15 protein-coding genes are annotated in these 18,635 nt (G+C 62.7%); 7 read left to right on the top strand and 8 right to left on the bottom strand.

Going from position 1 to position 18,635, the window contains the following annotated elements:
* Positions 1-112 precede the first annotated feature (112 nt).
* The 3 genes from glmS to CO664_RS08600 are packed head-to-tail and all read left to right on the top strand — an operon-like array spanning position 113 to position 3,145.
* Positions 113-1,939, top strand: coding sequence for a glutamine--fructose-6-phosphate transaminase (isomerizing) (gene glmS, locus CO664_RS08610; protein WP_097538429.1), 1,827 nt, complete (start codon positions 113-115; stop codon positions 1,937-1,939).
* The gene (locus tag CO664_RS08605) at positions 1,936-2,433 is read left to right on the top strand and encodes an N-acetyltransferase (protein ID WP_097538428.1); all 498 of its coding nucleotides are present in this window, start codon (positions 1,936-1,938) and stop codon (positions 2,431-2,433) included. The genes glmS and CO664_RS08605 overlap by 4 nt, the downstream gene beginning before the upstream one ends.
* Positions 2,434-2,452: 19 nt before the next feature.
* Complete coding sequence (locus tag CO664_RS08600) at positions 2,453-3,145, top strand: DUF502 domain-containing protein (RefSeq protein ID WP_037421823.1); 693 nt, start codon at positions 2,453-2,455, stop codon at positions 3,143-3,145.
* Between the two features lie 35 nt (positions 3,146-3,180).
* On the opposite strand, the gene recG is transcribed toward CO664_RS08600, so the two are convergent.
* Positions 3,181-5,286: an ATP-dependent DNA helicase RecG gene (gene recG, locus CO664_RS08595; RefSeq protein WP_097538625.1), complete on the bottom strand. Its 2,106-nt coding sequence runs from the start codon at positions 5,284-5,286 to the stop codon at positions 3,181-3,183.
* Positions 5,287-5,403: 117 nt separating this feature from the next.
* On the opposite strand from recG, the gene CO664_RS08590 reads away from it, so the two are divergent.
* Both CO664_RS08590 and mfd read left to right on the top strand, forming a co-directional pair.
* Positions 5,404-5,709 carry a succinate dehydrogenase assembly factor 2 gene (locus CO664_RS08590; RefSeq protein ID WP_037421826.1) on the top strand — a complete coding sequence of 102 codons (306 nt, stop codon included), beginning with the start codon at positions 5,404-5,406 and terminating at the stop codon, positions 5,707-5,709.
* The gene (gene mfd / locus CO664_RS08585) at positions 5,706-9,230 is read left to right on the top strand and encodes a transcription-repair coupling factor (RefSeq protein ID WP_234820142.1); all 3,525 of its coding nucleotides are present in this window, start codon (positions 5,706-5,708) and stop codon (positions 9,228-9,230) included. The genes CO664_RS08590 and mfd overlap by 4 nt, the downstream gene beginning before the upstream one ends.
* 39 nt (positions 9,231-9,269) lie before the next feature.
* On the opposite strand, the gene CO664_RS08580 is transcribed toward mfd, so the two are convergent.
* Positions 9,270-9,935 (bottom strand): DsbA family protein, encoded by a 666-nt coding sequence (locus CO664_RS08580; RefSeq protein WP_097538427.1) that lies wholly within the window; start codon positions 9,933-9,935, stop codon positions 9,270-9,272.
* 172 nt (positions 9,936-10,107) lie between these two features.
* A complete protein-coding gene (locus CO664_RS08575) occupies positions 10,108-11,922 on the bottom strand; it encodes an extracellular solute-binding protein (RefSeq protein ID WP_097538426.1) in 1,815 nt (604 codons plus the stop codon).
* 322 nt (positions 11,923-12,244) lie between these two features.
* Between CO664_RS08575 and CO664_RS08570 the strand changes: the two genes are divergently transcribed.
* Complete coding sequence (locus CO664_RS08570; protein ID WP_097538425.1) at positions 12,245-12,868, top strand: invasion associated locus B family protein; 624 nt, start codon at positions 12,245-12,247, stop codon at positions 12,866-12,868.
* 153 nt (positions 12,869-13,021) lie between these two features.
* Here the strand turns inward: CO664_RS08570 and hspQ are convergent, their stop codons facing one another.
* The 3 genes from hspQ to CO664_RS08555 all read right to left on the bottom strand — a co-directional run bounded on the left by hspQ (position 13,022) and on the right by CO664_RS08555 (position 15,376).
* The gene (hspQ, locus tag CO664_RS08565) at positions 13,022-13,351 is read right to left on the bottom strand and encodes a heat shock protein HspQ (RefSeq protein ID WP_037421838.1); all 330 of its coding nucleotides are present in this window, start codon (positions 13,349-13,351) and stop codon (positions 13,022-13,024) included.
* A 184-nt stretch (positions 13,352-13,535) separates the two neighbouring features.
* Positions 13,536-14,945 carry a type I glutamate--ammonia ligase gene (glnA, locus tag CO664_RS08560; RefSeq protein WP_037421841.1) on the bottom strand — a complete coding sequence of 470 codons (1,410 nt, stop codon included), beginning with the start codon at positions 14,943-14,945 and terminating at the stop codon, positions 13,536-13,538.
* Between the two features lie 92 nt (positions 14,946-15,037).
* Positions 15,038-15,376 carry a P-II family nitrogen regulator gene (locus CO664_RS08555; RefSeq protein WP_011975544.1) on the bottom strand — a complete coding sequence of 113 codons (339 nt, stop codon included), beginning with the start codon at positions 15,374-15,376 and terminating at the stop codon, positions 15,038-15,040.
* A gap of 342 nt (positions 15,377-15,718) precedes the next feature.
* On the opposite strand from CO664_RS08555, the gene CO664_RS08550 reads away from it, so the two are divergent.
* Positions 15,719-17,194 carry an NAD(P)H-hydrate dehydratase gene (locus CO664_RS08550; protein WP_097538424.1) on the top strand — a complete coding sequence of 492 codons (1,476 nt, stop codon included), beginning with the start codon at positions 15,719-15,721 and terminating at the stop codon, positions 17,192-17,194.
* 13 nt (positions 17,195-17,207) lie between these two features.
* Here the strand turns inward: CO664_RS08550 and gpt are convergent, their stop codons facing one another.
* Together gpt and CO664_RS08540 are read right to left on the bottom strand one after the other, a co-directional pair.
* A complete protein-coding gene (gene gpt, locus CO664_RS08545; RefSeq protein WP_037421847.1) occupies positions 17,208-17,705 on the bottom strand; it encodes a xanthine phosphoribosyltransferase in 498 nt (165 codons plus the stop codon).
* Positions 17,706-17,843: 138 nt separating this feature from the next.
* Positions 17,844-18,599 (bottom strand): competence/damage-inducible protein A, encoded by a 756-nt coding sequence (locus tag CO664_RS08540; protein ID WP_097538423.1) that lies wholly within the window; start codon positions 18,597-18,599, stop codon positions 17,844-17,846.
* Positions 18,600-18,635 lie beyond the last annotated feature (36 nt).

Below are 18,635 nucleotides of genomic sequence, written 5' to 3'. Positions count from 1 at the left end.
CAGCGGATTGTTTCCCGCGATAATTTCGCTACCAAGGCTGCGACATTGGCGACGGGGTCGCCGCATTTGAGCTGACACGCTGACCGGCGTGCGACGAAACGCGGAGAGCAATATGTGCGGGATTGTGGGTATCGTCGGGCAGCAGCCGGTCTCGGAGCGGCTGGTCGATGCGTTGAAACGCCTTGAATACCGGGGATACGATTCAGCCGGCGTTGCGACGATCGAGGGTGGAGCGCTGGATCGCCGGCGCGCCGAGGGCAAGCTCGCCAATCTCGAGGCGAGACTGAAAGAAGAGCCGCTCGCCGGCAGCATCGGGATCGCGCACACGCGCTGGGCGACCCACGGGGCGCCGACCGAGCGCAATGCCCATCCGCATTTCACCGACGGCGTCGCTGTCGTGCACAACGGCATCATCGAGAATTTTGCCGAACTGAAGGACGAGCTGTCCGAGGCGGGTGCCGAGTTCCAGACCGAGACCGACACCGAAGTCGTCGCGCAGCTGCTGGCAAGATTTTGCCGCGACGGCCTTGGGCGGCGCGAGGCGATGCATGCGATGCTGAAACGGGTGAAGGGCGCCTATGCCCTTGCCGTTCTTTTCCAGGACGATCCCTCGACGATCATGGCGGCCCGCAACGGCCCGCCGCTGGCGATCGGCCATGGCAACGGCGAGATGTTCCTGGGCTCCGATGCCATCGCGCTAGCGCCCTTCACCAACGAAATCACCTATCTGATCGACGGCGACTGGGCGGTGATCGGCAAGACCGGCGTCCATATCTTCGACATGGATGGCAACCCCGTCACCCGCCCGCGCCAGGTATCCTCGGCGGCCGCCTATATGGTCGACAAGGGCAACCATCGCCATTTCATGGAGAAGGAAATCTACGAGCAGCCGGAGGTCATCTCCCACGCGCTCAGCCACTATGTCAACTTCATCGACCATCGGGTGCTGCCGGTTTCGGAGGCGATCGACTTCGCCAAGGTGCCGAGCCTGGCGATCTCCGCCTGCGGCACTGCCTATCTGGCCGGGCTGATCGGCAAATATTGGTTCGAGCGCTATGCGCGCCTGCCGGTCGAAATCGATGTCGCTTCGGAATTCCGCTACCGCGAAATTCCGCTTTCGCCAGAGTCTGCCGCTCTCTTCATCTCGCAATCGGGCGAGACTGCCGACACGCTTGCCTCGCTGCGCTACTGCAAGGAACACGGCCTGAAGATCGGCGCGGTCGTCAACACGCGCGAATCGACGATCGCGCGCGAGTCCGACGCCGTCTTCCCGATCCTCGCCGGGCCGGAGATCGGCGTGGCGTCGACCAAGGCCTTCACCTGCCAGCTTGCGGTCCTGGCATCGCTCGCGGTTGCTGCGGGTCGAGCGCGCGGCACTGTCGGCGAACTGGAGGAGCAAGCGCTGGTGCGAAGCCTGGCCGAGATGCCGCGCCTCATGGGCCAGGTGCTCAACAGCATCCAGCCGAAGATCGAATTTCTGTCCCGCGAATTGTCGAAGTGTCGCGACGTGCTCTATCTCGGCCGCGGCACGAGCTTCCCCCTTGCCATGGAAGGCGCCCTGAAGCTCAAGGAGATCTCCTACATTCACGCGGAAGGCTATGCCGCCGGCGAACTGAAACACGGACCGATCGCGCTGATCGACGAGAACATGCCGGTGATCGTGATTGCGCCGCATGACCGCTTCTTCGACAAGACCGTCTCCAACATGCAGGAAGTGGCCGCGCGCGGCGGACGGATCATCCTGATCACCGACGAGCGGGGTGCTGCCGCTTCGAAGCTCGACACGATGCATACGATCGTGCTTCCGAATGTCGACGAGATCATCGCGCCGATGATCTTCTCGCTACCCGTCCAACTGCTCGCCTACCACACGGCGGTCTTCATGGGCACCGACGTCGACCAGCCGCGTAATCTCGCAAAATCGGTCACCGTCGAATGATCATCCGGCCGGAGACGCAAGGGGACATCGAGTCGATCCGGCGCGTGACGGAGGCTGCCTTTGCCGGTCAGCCCTATAGCGATCAGACCGAGGCGCGGATCATCGAACGTCTCCGCGCCGAGGGTGCCCTGACGCTGTCGCTGGTCGCCGAGGACGATCGTGAGGTGATTGGCCACATCGCTTTCTCGCCGGTGACGATCATGCCCTTTGCGGCGGATTGGTATGGACTCGGTCCCCTGTCCGTGCGGCCGGACCGGCAGGGTCGCGGCACGGGCAGTGCGCTCGTCCGGCAAGCGCTTGATAGAATGCGGACTTTGGGCGCATCCGGCTGTGTCTTGGCGGGCAATCCGGCTTTTTATGGCAGGTTCGGGTTCCGCAACGATCCGGCTCTTGTCTTTCCCGGTTGTGCGCCGCAATATTTCATGGTTCTACCCTTGGCGGAAACACACGTTTCCGGCACGGTCAGTTATCATCCGGCCTTCGGGTCGGTTTGACGAGATCGATGGCAACGGCATGACGGACGGTTCCAAAAGCGGCATCATCGCAGCTCGGCTGCGCAACTATTTTCTCACGGGCCTTATCATCTGCGCGCCCGTGGCCATCACCGTTTGGCTAGTGCGCTCGTTCATCGAATGGGCGGACAGCTGGGTGAAACCCTATTTGCCGAGCTTCTACAATCCGGACACCTATTCTCCGGTGGCCATCCCCGGCTTCGGCCTGCTCGTCGCGATGGTCGTCATCACCCTCGTCGGTTTCCTGACGGCGAACATCATAGGGCGTTCGATCATCCATTTCGGCGAGTCGCTGCTCAATCGCACGCCGCTCGTCCGGACGATCTACAAGTCGCTGAAGCAGATTTTCCAGACGGTGCTGCAGGACCAATCCTCCTCCTTCAAGAAGGCCGGGCTGATCGAATATCCAAGCCCCGGGCTTTGGTCGCTGGTGTTCATCGCGACCGACGTGAAGGGCGAGATCGCTTCCAAGTTTGACGAGCGCGGCATGGATATGGTGGCCGTTTTCCTGCCGCCGACGCCGCTGCCGACCGCCGGCTTCCTGTTGTTCGTGCCTCGCGACAAGATCGTGCCGCTGCAGATGAGCGCCGAGGATGCGGCCAAGCTGTTGATTTCCGGCGGCCTGGTCACGCCGGATCACAAGCCGCTCGCCAACGCCCCGCCGCGGACAATCACCCAGCAGAAAAGGGCGTAACGTCAGCCTCGGGTCAAGCGCTTTTAGCGGCGCCCTCAACCGGCCCGCAGGAAGCGGATCGCTTCGTCTCGCCGGTGGAGGTAGAGCAGTGTTCGCAACGCCTCGCCGCGCTCCGTCGTCAGCTCCGGGTCGCGCTCGATCATATAGCCGGCGTCCTTCCGGGCAATTTCCAGAAGATCCGCATGCGCCTCGAGGCTGGCGATGCGAAATCCCGGCGTGCCGGATTGCCGCGTGCCGAGCAGTTCACCTTCGCCGCGCAGTTTCAGGTCCTCTTCGGCAATCACGAAACCGTCTTCAGTCTCGCGCAGGATAGACAGGCGGGCGTGCCCGGCTTCGCTCAGCGGTCCCTTGTAGAGCAGGATGCAGGTCGAAGCCTCGTCGCCGCGCCCGACGCGGCCGCGCAATTGATGCAGCTGCGCAAGCCCGAAGCGCTCCGCATGCTCGATCACCATGATCGTCGCATCCGGAACATCGACGCCGACCTCGACCACCGTCGTCGCCACCAGCACGCGAATCTCGCCGTTCTTGAAGGCGAGCATGACGGCGTCCTTGTCCGGCCCGGCCATGCGGCCATGGACGAGGCCAACGTCCTTGCCGAAACGCTGCACGAGGCCTTGATAGCGCTCGTCGGCGGACATCGTGTCGGTCTCTTCGGATTCCTCCACCAGCGGGCAGATCCAGTAGGCCTTCTTGCCCTGGCGAAGCGCCGAATCGAGCCGCTCGACGATTTCGTCGGTGCGTTCGGCCGGAATGGTGACGGTCTGGATCGGCTTTCGCCCCGCCGGCTTCTCCGTCAGCTTCGAGACGTCCATGTCCCCGAAGGCGGCCAGCACCAGCGTGCGCGGGATCGGTGTCGCCGTCATCACCAGCATATGCGGGGAGATGCCTTTGGCGGTGAGCCGCAGCCGCTGGTGGACGCCGAAACGATGCTGCTCGTCTACGACGGCGAGCACCAGCTGCCGATAGTTCACTGCATCCTGGAACAGCGCATGCGTGCCGATGACCATCTGCGTCTTGCCGGAAGCGATGCGCTCGAGGATCGCGTCGCGCTCCTTGCCCTTCGTCCTGCCGGTCAGGACGTCGATCGTGATGCCCGCCGGCGCCGCCATCTTCTGGAGCGTTGCATGGTGCTGGCGGGCGAGGATCTCCGTCGGGGCCATCAGCACCGCCTGGCCGCCGGATTCGACAGCGGCAAGCATTGCCATCAGCGCGACGGCGGTCTTGCCGGAGCCGACATCGCCCTGCAGCAGACGCAGCATGCGCTCGGCTCCGGACATGTCGGCAAGGATGTCGCCGACGGCGGCCGACTGGCTGGCCGTCAAGGAGAAGGGCAGGGCGGCGATGACCGGTCCGCTCAGCTTGCCCGTGGCACGCACCGGCGTTCCGGCAACCTTGCGTAAGCGTTGGCGCACCAAGGAGAGCGACAGCTGTCCGGCGAGAAATTCGTCATAGGCAAGCCGGCGGCGGGCCGGTGCCTGCGGGGCGATGTCGGTTTCGTCGCGCGGCTCGTGCAGGCGATGGAAGCAATCCCTTGCGCTCGCAAAGCCTTGCTGGCGCAGCAAGGTGTCGTCCAGCCATTCCGGAAGATCGGGAACGCGCGCCAGCGCCGCTTCGATCGATTTTCGCAACGGCCGCGGCGTGAGGCCGGCGGTCAATCCGTAAACCGGTTCGACGAGCGGCAGGCTTTCGGCTTCGGCCGCGCGGACCATGTAGTCCGGGTGCACCATCGAAGCGCGTCCATTGAACCAGTCCACCTTGCCGCTGACGATCACTGTCTCGTCGACCGGCAGGGCTTTTTCCAGCCAGTTTCCCTTGACCCGGAAGAAGGTGAGAGCCAGTTCGCCCGTATCGTCGTGAAGGAAGACGCGATAGGGGACGTTCGGCCGGCCGCGCGGGGATGGCTGGTGCCGGTCCACGCGGCCGGTTATGGTGACGATCGATCCCTGTGGCGCATACGCGATGCCGGGCTGCCGGCGCCGGTCGATGAGCGAGTGGGGCGCGTGGAAGAGGAGATCGATGACGCGGCAGTCGTCGATCGACTCGCGTCCGAGCAGGCGCGCGTAGAGCTCGCCGGTCCTGGGGCCGATGCCGGGCAGGCTATCGAGCGGAGAAAACAGCGGATCAAGCAGGGCAGGGCGCATGACCATGAAATTGCGACAAGAAATCCGGCCTTGGCAAGGCTGACAAGCCGCTTTCCAGCGTTTATAGAGCCCGTGAACAGGATCCGCTGCTGCGGCGGGTGACAGGAAGGACGTTCCATGACCGGCATTTCGCGCACGAGCGCCGATCTTGATCCGCGTCGGCGCAGGATCCTCTTCCGCGCCTGGCATCGCGGCATTCGCGAGATGGACCTGATACTCGGGCAATTCGCGGAAGTGGAGCTTGCCACCCTTTCCGAACAGGAACTGGATGAGCTCGAAACGATCATGCGCGAGGAAGACAACGATCTCGTTCGCTGGATCACCGGAGAAATGCCGCTGCCCGAGCGCTTCGCAACGGCGCTGTTTGCGCGCATAGCCGCCTACCGGCCGGACTTCGACCCCGTTCAGCAAGAGGCGGAATGAATTCGACGATGATCCCTGGCCTTGACGCGAAGAGAATTCTTTCTGCCGCGCGGGAAGTGACGATCGGGCCGGTACCCTCCGGCGCCGAAGCGCTGATCCTTGCCGATCTGGCACGCTCCGGCGCGCCGGTCGCCTATTTTCTGTCCGACGGCCAGCGGATCGGGGATCTCGAGCAGGTGCTCGGTTTCGTGGCGCCCGACATCCCGGTTCTCACTTTGCCGGGTTGGGACTGTCTGCCCTATGACCGCGTTTCCCCGAGCGCCGACACTTCGGCGAGAAGGCTCGCGGCGCTCAGCGCCCTGATTGCGCATCGGCACAAGCCGCACCCGGCAATCCTGCTGGTGACGGTCAATGCGGCCCTGCAAAAGACCTCGCCGCAGGACGTGATCGAGAGTCTCGCCTTTTCGGCGCGACCCGGAAATCAAGTACAGATGGACGATCTTGCCGCGCGGCTGGAGCGAAACGGCTTCGAGCGCGTGCCGACCGTGCGCGAGGTCGGGGAGTTTGCCGTGCGCGGTGGTATCCTCGACGTCTATGTGCCTGGCAGCGGCGAGCCGCTCAGGCTTGATTTCTTCGGCGACACTCTGGAAACGATCCGCTCCTTCGATCCGGCGAGCCAGCGAACCACCGGGCAGGTGCGGTCGCTCACTCTCAATCCGATGAGCGAAGTGTCGCTGACGCCGGAGACGATCAGCCATTTCCGCACGCGGTATCTGTCGCTTTTCGGCGCCGCGACGCGCGACGATGCGCTTTATCAGGCGGTCTCCGAAGGACGCCGCTATGCCGGCATGGAGCATTGGCTGCCGCTCTTCTACGATCGCCTGGAAACGATCTTCGACTATCTCGATGGCTTCCGCATTGTCACGGACCACCTGGCGCGCGAAGCGGCGGCGGAGCGGTCGAAGCTCATTCTCGACTATTACGAGGCGCGCCAGGCCTCCGCATCTCCCGGCAAGTCGCAGATATCGCAGGGCACGCCCTACAAGCCGGTGCCGCCGGACCTGCTCTATCTCAGCGCGAAAGGTTTCGGGGCCGGCCTAGCCGAGCGCAATGCCGTGCGCCTGTCGCCGTTTTCCGAACATGAGGGCGAAGCCCGTCAGGTCGTCACCATCGAGGCGCGGCAGGGGGTGCGCTGGGCGAAGGCCGCAGGGGAAGCAGAGGAGAGTGACCGCGCTCGCGCCAATGTCTTCGATCAGGCCGTCAAACACATAGCCGAGAAGCGGGCGAAGGGCTCGAAGGTCGTCATTTCCGGCTGGTCGGAAGGTTCGCTCGACCGCCTGCTTCAGGTGCTCGCCGAGCACGGTCTCGCCAATATCCGTCCGGTGAAGGCGCTCGCCGATCTGCGCTCGCTGAAGCCGGGCGAGGCCGCATCAGCGGTTTTGAGCCTCGAATCCGGATTCGAGACCGGCGATCTCGTCGTCATTGGCGAGCAGGACATTCTCGGCGACCGGATGGTGCGCCGTTCGAAGCGCCGCAAGCGCGGCGCCGACTTCATCGCCGAAGTGACGGGGCTCGACGAGGGCAGCTACGTCGTGCATGCCGAACACGGCATCGGCCGCTTCGTCGGCTTGCGCACGATCGAGGCCGCCGGCGCACCGCATGATTGCCTGGAGCTCGTCTATGCCGACGATGCGAAGCTGTTTCTGCCGGTGGAGAACATCGAGCTTCTGTCGCGCTACGGCTCCGAGGGGACCGATGCGATCCTCGACAAGCTTGGCGGTGTCGCCTGGCAGGCGCGCAAGGCGAAGCTCAAGAAGCGGCTGCTTGACATGGCCGGCGGGCTCATTCGCATCGCTGCCGAGCGGCACACGCGGCACGCCCCGGTCCTCGTTGCGCAGGACGGCGTCTATGACGAGTTCGCAGCCCGCTTCCCCTATGACGAGACCGAGGATCAGCTGAACTCGATCGAGGCGGTCCGCGACGATCTCGGCGGCGGCCGGCCGATGGATCGCCTCGTCTGCGGCGACGTCGGCTTCGGCAAGACCGAGGTGGCGCTGCGTGCCGCCTTCATAGCGGCGATGAACGGCGTGCAGGTTGCCGTCGTCGTGCCGACGACCTTGCTGGCGCGGCAGCATTTCAAGACCTTTTCCGATCGCTTCCGCGGGCTGCCGATCCGCATTCAGCAGGCCTCGCGCCTCGTCGGCTCGAAGGATCTGGCGCTGACGAAGAAGGAAGTCGCCGACGGCAAGACGGATATCGTCGTCGGCACCCACGCGCTGCTCGGCTCCTCGATCAAGTTCGCCAATCTCGGCCTGCTGATTATCGACGAGGAGCAGCACTTCGGCGTTAAGCACAAGGAACGCTTGAAGGAGCTGAAGACCGACGTCCATGTGCTGACGCTCTCGGCGACGCCCATTCCGCGCACGCTGCAGCTTGCGCTGACCGGCGTCCGCGAATTGTCGCTGATCACCACGCCGCCGGTCGACCGCATGGCAGTCAGAACCTTCATCTCGCCTTTCGACGCGCTGGTGATCCGCGAGACGCTGATGCGCGAGCACTATCGGGGCGGCCAGAGCTTCTATGTCTGCCCGCGGCTGAGCGACCTTTCCGAGATCCACGACTTCCTGAGATCCGACGTGCCGGAACTGAAGGTCGCGGTGGCGCACGGCCAGATGCCGGCAACCGAGCTCGAAGACATCATGAATGCCTTCTACGAAGGCCGCTTTGACGTGCTTCTGTCGACGACGATCGTCGAGTCGGGGCTCGACGTGCCGACGGCCAACACGCTGATCGTGCACCGCGCCGACATGTTCGGCCTGGCGCAGCTCTATCAGCTTCGCGGGCGGGTCGGGCGCTCCAAGGTGCGCGCCTTCGCGCTCTTCACGCTTCCGGTCAACAAGACACTGACCGGCCCGGCGGAACGCCGTCTCAAGGTGCTGCAGTCGCTCGACACGCTCGGCGCCGGTTTCCAGCTTGCCAGCCACGACCTCGACATTCGCGGCGCCGGCAACCTGCTCGGCGAGGAGCAATCCGGACACATAAAGGAGGTCGGTTTCGAGCTCTACCAGCAGATGCTGGAGGAGGCGGTCGCCGAGCTCAAGGGTGACGAGGAAATCCACGACACCGGCTGGTCGCCGCAGATTTCCGTCGGCACGCCGGTGATGATCCCGGAGGACTATGTTCCCGATCTCAATCTGCGGCTCGGCCTCTATCGCCGCCTCGGTGAACTGACCGACCTCAAGGAGATCGACGGTTTCGGCGCCGAACTGATCGACCGCTTTGGCCCGCTGCCCATCGAGGTCCAGCACCTCTTGAAGATCGTCTACATCAAGGCGCTCTGCCGCACGGCGAATGTCGAAAAGCTCGACGCCGGGCCGAAGGGCGTCGTGGTGCAGTTCCGCAACAAGGAGTTTCCCAATCCGGCAGCCCTTGTCGGGCATATCGCCAAGCAGGGAACGCTCGCCAAGATCAGGCCGGACCAGAGCATCTTCTTCCAGCGCGAACTCGTCACGCCGGACAAGCGCCTCTCGGGCGCGGCCATGGTGATGACCCAGCTCGCGACGCTCGCCAAGCCAGCGTGAAACGAGGATGGCGCCGCAGGCCGGCGCCGCTATTGACGATCAGTTGGCCGGGCGGGCCGCCTTCATCTGGGCGATTTCGCGAAGCGCATTTGTCAGCACTTCGACGGATTGCGCCCCCATCACCGCATATTGCTGTTCGATGATGAAGCAGGGAACGCCCGTCACGCCGATCTCCCGGGCCATGTCGATCTCCTGCTTGACGGCATCCTTGTCGGCATCGGAGGAGAAAAGCGCGGCAATGACGGGCCGGTCCAGGCCCGCCTGTTCGGCGATGTCGAGCAGAACCGCGTGATCGCCGACATTCTTGCCTTCCTCGAAATTCGCCTTGAAAAGCAGCCGTACGGTCTCGGCCTGGGCAGCGGTGCCGCTGGTGGACGCCCAGCGAATGAGGCGATGGGCATCGAGCGTGTTGGGGCTGATCTTCACGGCATCGAAGTCAAAGGCGATTCCGGCTTCCCGCCCCAAACCATCGAGCATCTGATGCGCCCGGTCGACCGCGTCCTGACCGCCGAGCTTTGCCGCAAGATGGCGCTTGTGATCGACGCCTTCCGGCGGCAGGTCGGGGTTGAGCTGATAAGGGCGCCACTGGATCACGACATCGATTTCGCCTGCGACATTGGCGATCGCCTGGTCGAGGCGGTTCTTGCCGAGATAGCACCACGGGCAGACGACGTCCCAGACGATATCGATATTGACGGTTTCCATGGTGGCGGCCTTTCTGTTCGACAGAGCGGGATGCGCTCCGTTCGCGCCGCCCTCTGCTTGTTTTCTGCCGCATTCGTGCGGCGTCAAGTGATGCCCGCAAAATGCTCCGAAGCAGCGACATAGGCCGGCCGGCCACGTCTTTCAATGCGTTACCAAAAGGGAACCAGGCTACCTACTGCACCCGCTCGTCCCACCAGGTCGGCAGTTGATAGCCGTAGAGCGGCACCGCCGAGGGACGACCGATGTGCTTCCAGCGGGCAATCCATTGTTCATCCAGATGGTAGAGCGGCACGAGATAGGCGTTGTTGACCAGCAGCCGGTCATGCGCCCGGACGGCGGCAGTGAAATCCTCCGGTGTACGCGCCTGCAGGATGTTGTTGATCAGCTTGTCGACATCCTTGTCGGCAACGCCGGCGAAGTTGGAACTCCCTTGGCGTTCCCGCGAGACCGAGCCCCAGTAGGATATCTGCTCAGATCCGGGAGACAGAGACGAGGGATAGGACTTGATGATCACGTCATAGTCGAACGATTGGCTGCGCAGCTGGTATTGGGAATCGTCGACCGTTCGGACCGTTGCCGCAATCCCGAGCGGCGCAAGGAAGCGCTGGTAGGCGAGCGCGATCTTCTCCTGGCCGGCATTCTGGCTCATGATCTCGAAGGCAAGCGGCGTGCCCTTGGCATCGACCATCTTGCCGTCCTTGATCGAGTAGCCCGCCTCGCGAAGCAGCGTCACCGCTTCGCGCAAGACGTTGCGGTCGCGGCCGGAGCCGTCGGTAACCGGCAGCCGATAGGTCCCGTCGAGGATGGCCGGGTTGATCTTCTCCCGGACGTCGCCCATCAACCCGAGCTCACGATCGTCGGCCGCGACGCCAAGGAAGGACAGCGACGAATTCTGCCAGTAGCTCTGTGTCCGCGTATAGGCGCCGTCGAACAGGTTCTTGTTGACCCATTCGAAGTCGAACACCAGGGCAAGGCCCTGCCGCAGCTTGACGTTGTTGAACATCGGCCTGCGGGTGTTGAAGACGAAGCCGAGCATACCGGATGGCGTTTTCGGCTTGAAGCTCTCCTTGATCACGTCACCCGAGCGAACGGCGGGGAAATCATAGGCGCGCGCCCATTTGGTGGCGCTGCCTTCCGGATAGAGGTCGATCTCGCCCTTCTTGAAGGCTTCGAACAACGTGTTGTCCTGGAGGAAATATTCGACCGAGATCTCATCATAATTGTCGACGCCGATCTTCGAGGGCAGATCCTTGCCCCAATAGTCGGGATTGCGGCGATAGACGATCCGTTCGCCCGGTCTCACCTCGGCGACGCGATAGGGGCCGGAACCGAGCGGCGGCTCGAGCGTCGTCCTGTCGAAGGCTTCGACATTGATGGCATGTTTCGGCAGCACCGGCGAAAGCGCCAGCAACAGCGGGAACTCGCGGTCGGCATCTTCCTTCAGGGCGAAGCGCACGCTGCGCTCGCCGACTTTCTCCATCTTCTCGACTTTCGCCAGCCGGTTGCTGAAGGGCGCGCGTCCTTTGTCGCGCAGCAGTTCGAAGGTGAAGATCACGTCATCGACGGTCACCGGCTCGCCGTCGGCCCAGCGCGCCTTGGGATTGAGATTGAACTGGATGAAGGTTCGGTCGTCGTCCCACTCGACCGATTCCGCAAGCAGCCCATACATGGTGAAAGGCTCGTCCTGGGAGCGCTGCATCAGCGATTCGTAGACCAGGTTTCCGAAGCCCGGATCCCACATTCCCCGCGCGGTGGTGCGCATGCTCTTCAGGATGAAGGGGTTGAGGCTGTCGAAGGTGCCGACCACGCCGTAGGAGACCTTTCCGCCCTTCTTGACGTCCGGCTTGACGTAGGGGAAATGCTTGAAATCAGCCGGGAGGGCCGGCTCGCCGTGCATGGAGATGGCGTGCACCGGTGCGGCGGCGGCTTCATTGGCCGATAGGCTGGTCGCCAGAAGCATGACCAGGCCGGATAGAACTGCGCGCAACTTCACCTCCCGTAGGAACAGACGGTCCGATTCCCGGCACGTTACCAATGCGCAGGGATATTTCCAACACGGCAGCGGCAAGACGTCCGCGCGCCGTCCGCATGGACCGACGATGTCATAGTGCGCCTGGCAGACGGTGTCCGCTGTCGCCGAGTTGCAAAAAATGCAACGAAACACTGGATAAACGGCACGAGCCAATGTAACAGGTGTTTCCGGAATCGGGGCCATTCAAAAGCCTCATTTGGCCAACAGGACGGCGGGCTGACGATACTCACCAGCGGAACAATTGTTCCGTGGCCGGTTTTCAGGAGACGGAATCACAATGATCTTCAAGTCGAACTTCACCAAACGCGCGGGTATGGCAGCGCTGGCGCTCTCCGTAGCAGCAGCCGGCGCGCCGGGCATCGCCTCTGCACAGCAGGGCAAGCCGCCGCAGGGTTGGTTCAAGGTTTGCACGAAGCAGGAGGACAACGACGTTTGCATCGTTCAGAATCTGCTCACCGCCAACAATGGTCAGCTTATCACCGCGGTCGGACTTATCACGGTCTCCGGCAAGGTGAACCGCAAGGTCGTGCAGGTTTCCGTCCCCTCCGCGCGCATGATCCCGCCGGGCGTTCAGATGCAGATCGACGGTGGCAAGGGCGTCAAGCTCGACTACGCCATCTGCATGCCCGACAAGTGCGTTGCCGAGGCGCCGCTCTCCGACGCGCTGATCGCCAACCTGAAGAAGGGCAATGAAGTCGTCTTCACGTCGGTCAATTTCCAGCGCGCGCCCAACCCGATCAAGATGACGCTGGAAGGGTTCACCGGCGTCTTCGACGGCGAGCCGATCGAACAGTCGCAGCTCGAAGAGCGTCAGCGCCTGCTGCAGGAAGAAATGCAGAAGAAGGCGGAAGACGCGCGCAAGAAGCTGGAAGAGGCGCAGAAGGCTGCCAAGCAGCAGTAATCGCTTCACTTCTAAAATTGAAAAAGCGCCCGGCTATCCGCCGGGCGCTTTTCTATTTGGAAGCCGCAGTAAAAAGTGCGAACGGTTTCCCGTCGCACCTTGCGTATCCATGAGCCGGTCTGACCTTGGCCGTGGACGAGCCGTACCATAAGCTCAATGGCGATAGTTGGACTTCGGCCTATAATGCCCCACATCCGCCTTCTCGAACAAGGCGTCTACCTGAGCATGGCGGATCGGCTGGTCACTCTCGTCGGAGACGAGGTTCTGTTCGGAGACATAGGCGACATATTCGCTTTCGTCGTTTTCGGCGAACAGATGATAGAAGGGCTGGTCCTTGCTCGGGCGGATTTCCTGGGGAATGGAGTTCCACCATTCCTCGGTGTTTGCATATTCCGGATCGACGTCGAAGATGACGCCCCGAAACGGAAAGAACCGGTGGCGAACGATCTGGCCGATTTCGAATTTCGCGTTTCTTTGTTTCATGACGCAACACATCCTTTCAGACGATTATTTGGGGTGTCGCATGTGGAACATCAATAGCCCCATGAACCTCGCGGAAATGCATCGCTTCTGTCGCATTTGAGAAAAGGCGGGCTTCGATCGAAACCCGCCTTTCGCTTTCATGTCGATTGGACCAGCCGCATCTGATGCGCCGACAATCCCGTCATCAGACGGAATAGTACATGTCGTATTCGACCGGATGCGGGGTCATTTCGAAGCGCATGACTTCCTGCATCTTGAGCTCAATGAACGAGTCGATCTGGTCGTCGTCGAAGACGCCACCGGCGGTGAGGAACTTGCGGTCCTTGTCGAGGCTTTCCAGCGCTTCGCGCAGACTGCCGCAAACCGTCGGGATCTTCTTCAGTTCCTTCGGCGGCAGGTCGTAGAGGTCCTTGTCCATCGCCTTGCCCGGATGCAGCTTGTTCTTGATGCCGTCGAGGCCGGCCATCAGCATGGCGGCGAAGGCGAGATAGGGGTTGGCGCTCGGATCCGGGAAGCGGACCTCGACGCGCTTTGCCTTCGGGTTGCTGCCGAACGGAATGCGGCAGGAGGCCGAGCGGTTGCGGGCCGAATAGGCAAGCAGAACCGGTGCCTCATAGCCCGGAACGAGACGCTTGTAGGAGTTCGTTGACGGGTTGGTGAACGCGTTCAGTGCCTTGGCGTGCTTGATGATGCCGCCGATGAAGTAGAGGCAAGTTTCGGACAGTCCGGCATATTCGTCGCCGGCGAAGGTCGGCTTGCCGTCCTTCCAGATGGAAAGATGAACGTGCATGCCCGAGCCGTTGTCGCCGAAAACAGGCTTCGGCATGAAGGTCGCGGTCTTGCCATAGGCGTTGGCAACCTGGTGCACCACATATTTGTAGATCTGCATCTTGTCGGCGTTGCGCACGAGCGCGTCGAACTTGACGCCGAGTTCGTGCTGGGCGGCGGCCACTTCGTGGTGATGCTTTTCGACAGTGACGCCCATTTCGGCAAGCACCGTCAGCATTTCGGAGCGCATGTCCTGGCAGCTGTCGACCGGCGGCACCGGGAAATAGCCGCCCTTGATGCGCGGACGGTGACCGAGGTTGCCGGTCTCATAATCCGTGTCGTCGTTGGAGGGCAATTCGGAACTGTCGAGCTTGAAGCCGGTATTGTACGGGTCGGCCTTGTACTTGACGTCGTCGAAGACGAAGAACTCGGCTTCGGGACCGACGAACACCGTGTCACCGATGCCGGATGCCTTGAGATAGGCCTCGGCCTTCTTCGCCGTGCCGCGCGGATCGCGGTTATAGGCTTCACCGGAAACCGGGTCGAGAATGTCGCAGACGATGACCATGGTGGACTGGGCGAAGAACGGGTCCATATGGGCCGTTTCCGTGTCGGGCATCAGCACCATGTCGGACTCGTTGATCGCCTTCCAGCCGGCAATCGAGGAGCCGTCGAACATCACGCCGTCGGCGAACATATCCTCATCGACCACGGCAACGTCCATCGTCACATGCTGCAGCTTGCCCTTCGGGTCGGTAAAGCGCAGGTCGACGAACTTGATGTCGTTGTCCTTGATCTGCTTCAGAATTTCACTGGCAGTCGTCATGGTTTGCAATTCCCTGTGTGAGATGACGCAGTTGGAAAATCGGGGCCGGGCGGCCCCCAGGATCGGATGGGGGTATTTGGACGGTCAGTCAGTCAGATGGCGTCGATGCCGGTCTCACCGGTGCGGATTCGGATCACTTCCTCCACATTGGACACGAAAATCTTGCCGTCGCCGATGCGGCCTGTCTGGGCGGCGTTGCGGATGGCCTCAATGACGGCTTCCGCATTCTCGTCCGCCAGCACGACTTCCACCTTTACCTTCGGCAGGAAATCGACGACGTATTCGGCCCCCCGGTAGAGCTCCGTGTGTCCCTTCTGCCGCCCGAAGCCTTTGGCTTCCGTGACGGTTATGCCTTGCAGGCCGACTTCTTGAAGGGCTTCCTTCACTTCGTCGAGCTTGAAGGGCTTAATGATCGCTTCGATCTTTTTCATGAGAAAATGTCTCTCCGCTTCTCCCTGTAAAGCTGGGTCTCACCCGCTCGCCTTCCAGTATGCATGTAGCGTGCCAATTTTATAGAGGCATGATGCGAGATGAGGGACTTTTCACCCGCTCAGGTCGAGTCGGCTGCCACCGGCTTGTCTCTCTCATTCGCACCTGCCTATTTTTTATGAAGATTCACTCCCAGCCACGGGTGATCGCAAGGCGTTCGCTGCCGTTTAATGCGATAAGCCTCATATTTGAGCACCAATTATAGGCAAATGCATAAAAAATGCTCAGGCTGCGTTGTTCTGCGGGCTCTTGTCTAGTGCGCGCGGCCGCGCTTAGATCGGGTCATGGATGACGCGCTCGAAGATATGCTGGTGACGCCGGTTGAAATGGCGGCGATCGACAAGGACGCAGCCGATTCCGGCATCGACAGTTTCTCGCTGATGCGCTCGGCAGGGCTAGCGGTGTGCGCTGCGGCGCTGCGGCTGTTCCCGGCCGCCCTGCGCTTCGTCGTACTCTGCGGCCCGGGCAACAATGGCGGCGATGGCTATGTCGCCGCAGAAGCCTTGGCGGAGAGCGGTGCGCACGTCGCGTTATATATCCTCGGCGACGCCGATAAATTGCGGGGCGACGCAGCCAGGGCGCGCAAGGGCTGTCGGCTCGCAGGACTACCCCTCGAGGCTTACGAGCCGCAGGCGGGCGATATCGTCGTCGACGCGCTGTTCGGGGCGGGGCTCGCTCGCAACCTGCCGGATGCTGCGGAAGCGGTCATCAATCGTGTCAGTGCGAACAGGATACCGGTTCTGGCGGTCGATCTGCCTTCCGGAATTGATGGACGCAGCGGCGAAGTGCGCGGCGCAAGCTTCACCGCCACCCACACGGTCACTTTCATGGCGGCGAAGCCGGGACATGTGCTGATGCCGGGGCGTCAATTATGCGGTACGCTCGAGGTTTTCGATATCGGCATTCCCGCTCGGCTCGTCGCCGCAAGGGCGGGCGCCCTGCGGATCAATGGCCCGGCCGTCTGGAGACACTATGCCGGCGGTCTCGACGCCGGCACGCATAAATTCAAGCGCGGCCACCTTGCCGTCCTTTCCGGCGGGCCGATCTCTACCGGTGCGGCGCGGCTCTCCGCCGCAGCGGGCCTCGTCGCGGGGGCGGGGCTGGTGACGCTCGGCTCGCCGCCGGAGGCACTTGCCACCAACGCTTCGCACCTGACTGCCGTCATGCTCAAGGAAATAGGCAGCGCCGCCGATCTGGCCGAATGGCTGCGCGACAAGCGGCTCAACACCTTCGTGCTCGGCCCGGGTTTTGGCGTCGGCAAGAAGGCGAGGGACTTCGCCCTGATGCTCTGCGACCGCGGTCTGGTCCTCGATGCCGACGGCATGAGTTCCTTTCAGCAGGAAAGGGAAAAGCTGTTCGATAAGATCGCCGAATGCGGCGGCCAAGTGGTCATGACGCCGCACGAGGGTGAGTTCGCGCGCCTGTTCCCGGACGTCGCGGCCGATACCACGCTCTCCAAGATCGAAAAGGCGCAAGCCGCGGCAAGGCTCAGCCATGCGGTGATCGTCTACAAGGGGTCGGACACCGTCGTGGCGGCGCCGTCCGGCCGAGCGGTGGTGAACGGGAATGCGCCGCCCTGGCTTGCCACCGCCGGATCGGGCGATGTACTGGCCGGCATCATCGGCGCACATCTGGCGCAGGGCTTTCCGGCTTTCGAAGCGGCCGCCGCCGCGGTCTGGCGCCACGGCGAGGCGGGCATCCGTGCCGGCCGCGCCTTGACGGCCGAGACGCTGGTTGAAAACATTCCGCCGCGCCCCTGAAGGAGCGAGGGGGTCAGCCGCGGCTGCCCTTGGCGATCGGCTCCTGATAGGTGAAGCCCATGTCCCAGGGGAAGTAGATCCAGGTGTCCTGGCTGACCTCGGTGACGAAGGTGTCGACCAGCGGCCGGCCCTTCGGTTTGGCATACACCGCGGCAAAATGCGCCTTGGGCAGCATGGCGCGCACTTCGGCGGCGGTCTTGCCGGTATCGGTCAGGTCGTCGACGATGAGAACGCCTTCGCCGCCGCCCTTGGCGATTTCCGGCGAGATGCCCTTGAGCACCTTCATCTGCCCCTGCATGTCGTAATCATGATAGGAGGCGATGCAGACGGTTTCGATCATGCGGATGTTGAGTTCCCGGGAGATGATCGCCGCCGGCACGAGACCGCCGCGGGTGATGCAGACCATTGCCCGCCATTCCTGCCCGTTATCGGCCAGCCGCCAGGCGAGCGCGCGCGCGTCGCGGTGAAACTGATCCCAGGATACGGGAAAGGCTTTTTCGGGAAGAGACATATGAGGCGCTCCGATATCTGATCGAATAGGTTGGGAGTCGCTCCTGCGGCGCTTCCCGTTGGCGAATGCAATACCGGCAAGGAAGCCCGCAGCGCAAGGGCTTGTATGGGCAGGATTTGGCCGCGGTGCGGGGCGAGCCTAGGTGCCCTGGCGCGAGCGCGAGATCGCCTCGATCATCGCCGCCACATCGGCTTCGGCTGCTGCAATGGCCGACTCGTCACGGCCGCGGATGACGATATCGGTCGAGAAGCTCTTGCCGTCGAATTTCGGATAGGAACCGATGCTCGTTTCGGGATGGTGCTTCTGCACCTCGGTCAAAAGAGTCCCGATATCTCCTTCACCGAAGGGCGACCGGACCGTACGCGACAGAACCGGCGTACCGGTCGGAAGGCTGGGAAGCAGGCTATCGAGCATCGCCTGAAACACTTGCGGCACCCCGGCCATGACGTAGACATTGCCTATCTTGAAGCCGGGAGCGGTCGATACCGGATTGGCGATGTGGGCTGCGCCGAGCGGCATGCGCGCCATCCGCTTGCGCGCCTCCGTGAATTCCATGCCGCGCCGCTCATACAACGCGCCGAGCAGTTCCATCGCCTTCGGATCGTAGACGCATTCGACCCCGAACGCCTTCGAGATCGCGTCGGCGGTGATGTCGTCATGCGTGGGGCCGATGCCGCCAGAGGTAAAGACATGGTCGTAGCGTCCGCGCAGCGCATTGACGGCCTCGACGATCGCCTCCTCGTCGTCGGCGACGATACGAACTTCGCGCAGATCGATCCCGACCATCGTCAGCATGTCGGCCAGGTGGCCGATGTTCTTGTCCTTGGTCCGGCCGGAGAGAAGCTCGTCGCCAATGGCGAGCATGGCAGCGGTGACAATACTGGCACTGGTCATTTGCGCTCCGGAATGGTTCGGATCGTTCGACACGAT

Origin of the sequence: Sinorhizobium sp. NG07B, assembly GCF_002532005.1 — a bacterium.
Taxonomy (GTDB): domain Bacteria; phylum Pseudomonadota; class Alphaproteobacteria; order Rhizobiales; family Rhizobiaceae; genus Sinorhizobium; species Sinorhizobium fredii_C.
This window is presented reverse-complemented; position numbering and strand designations above follow the sequence as displayed.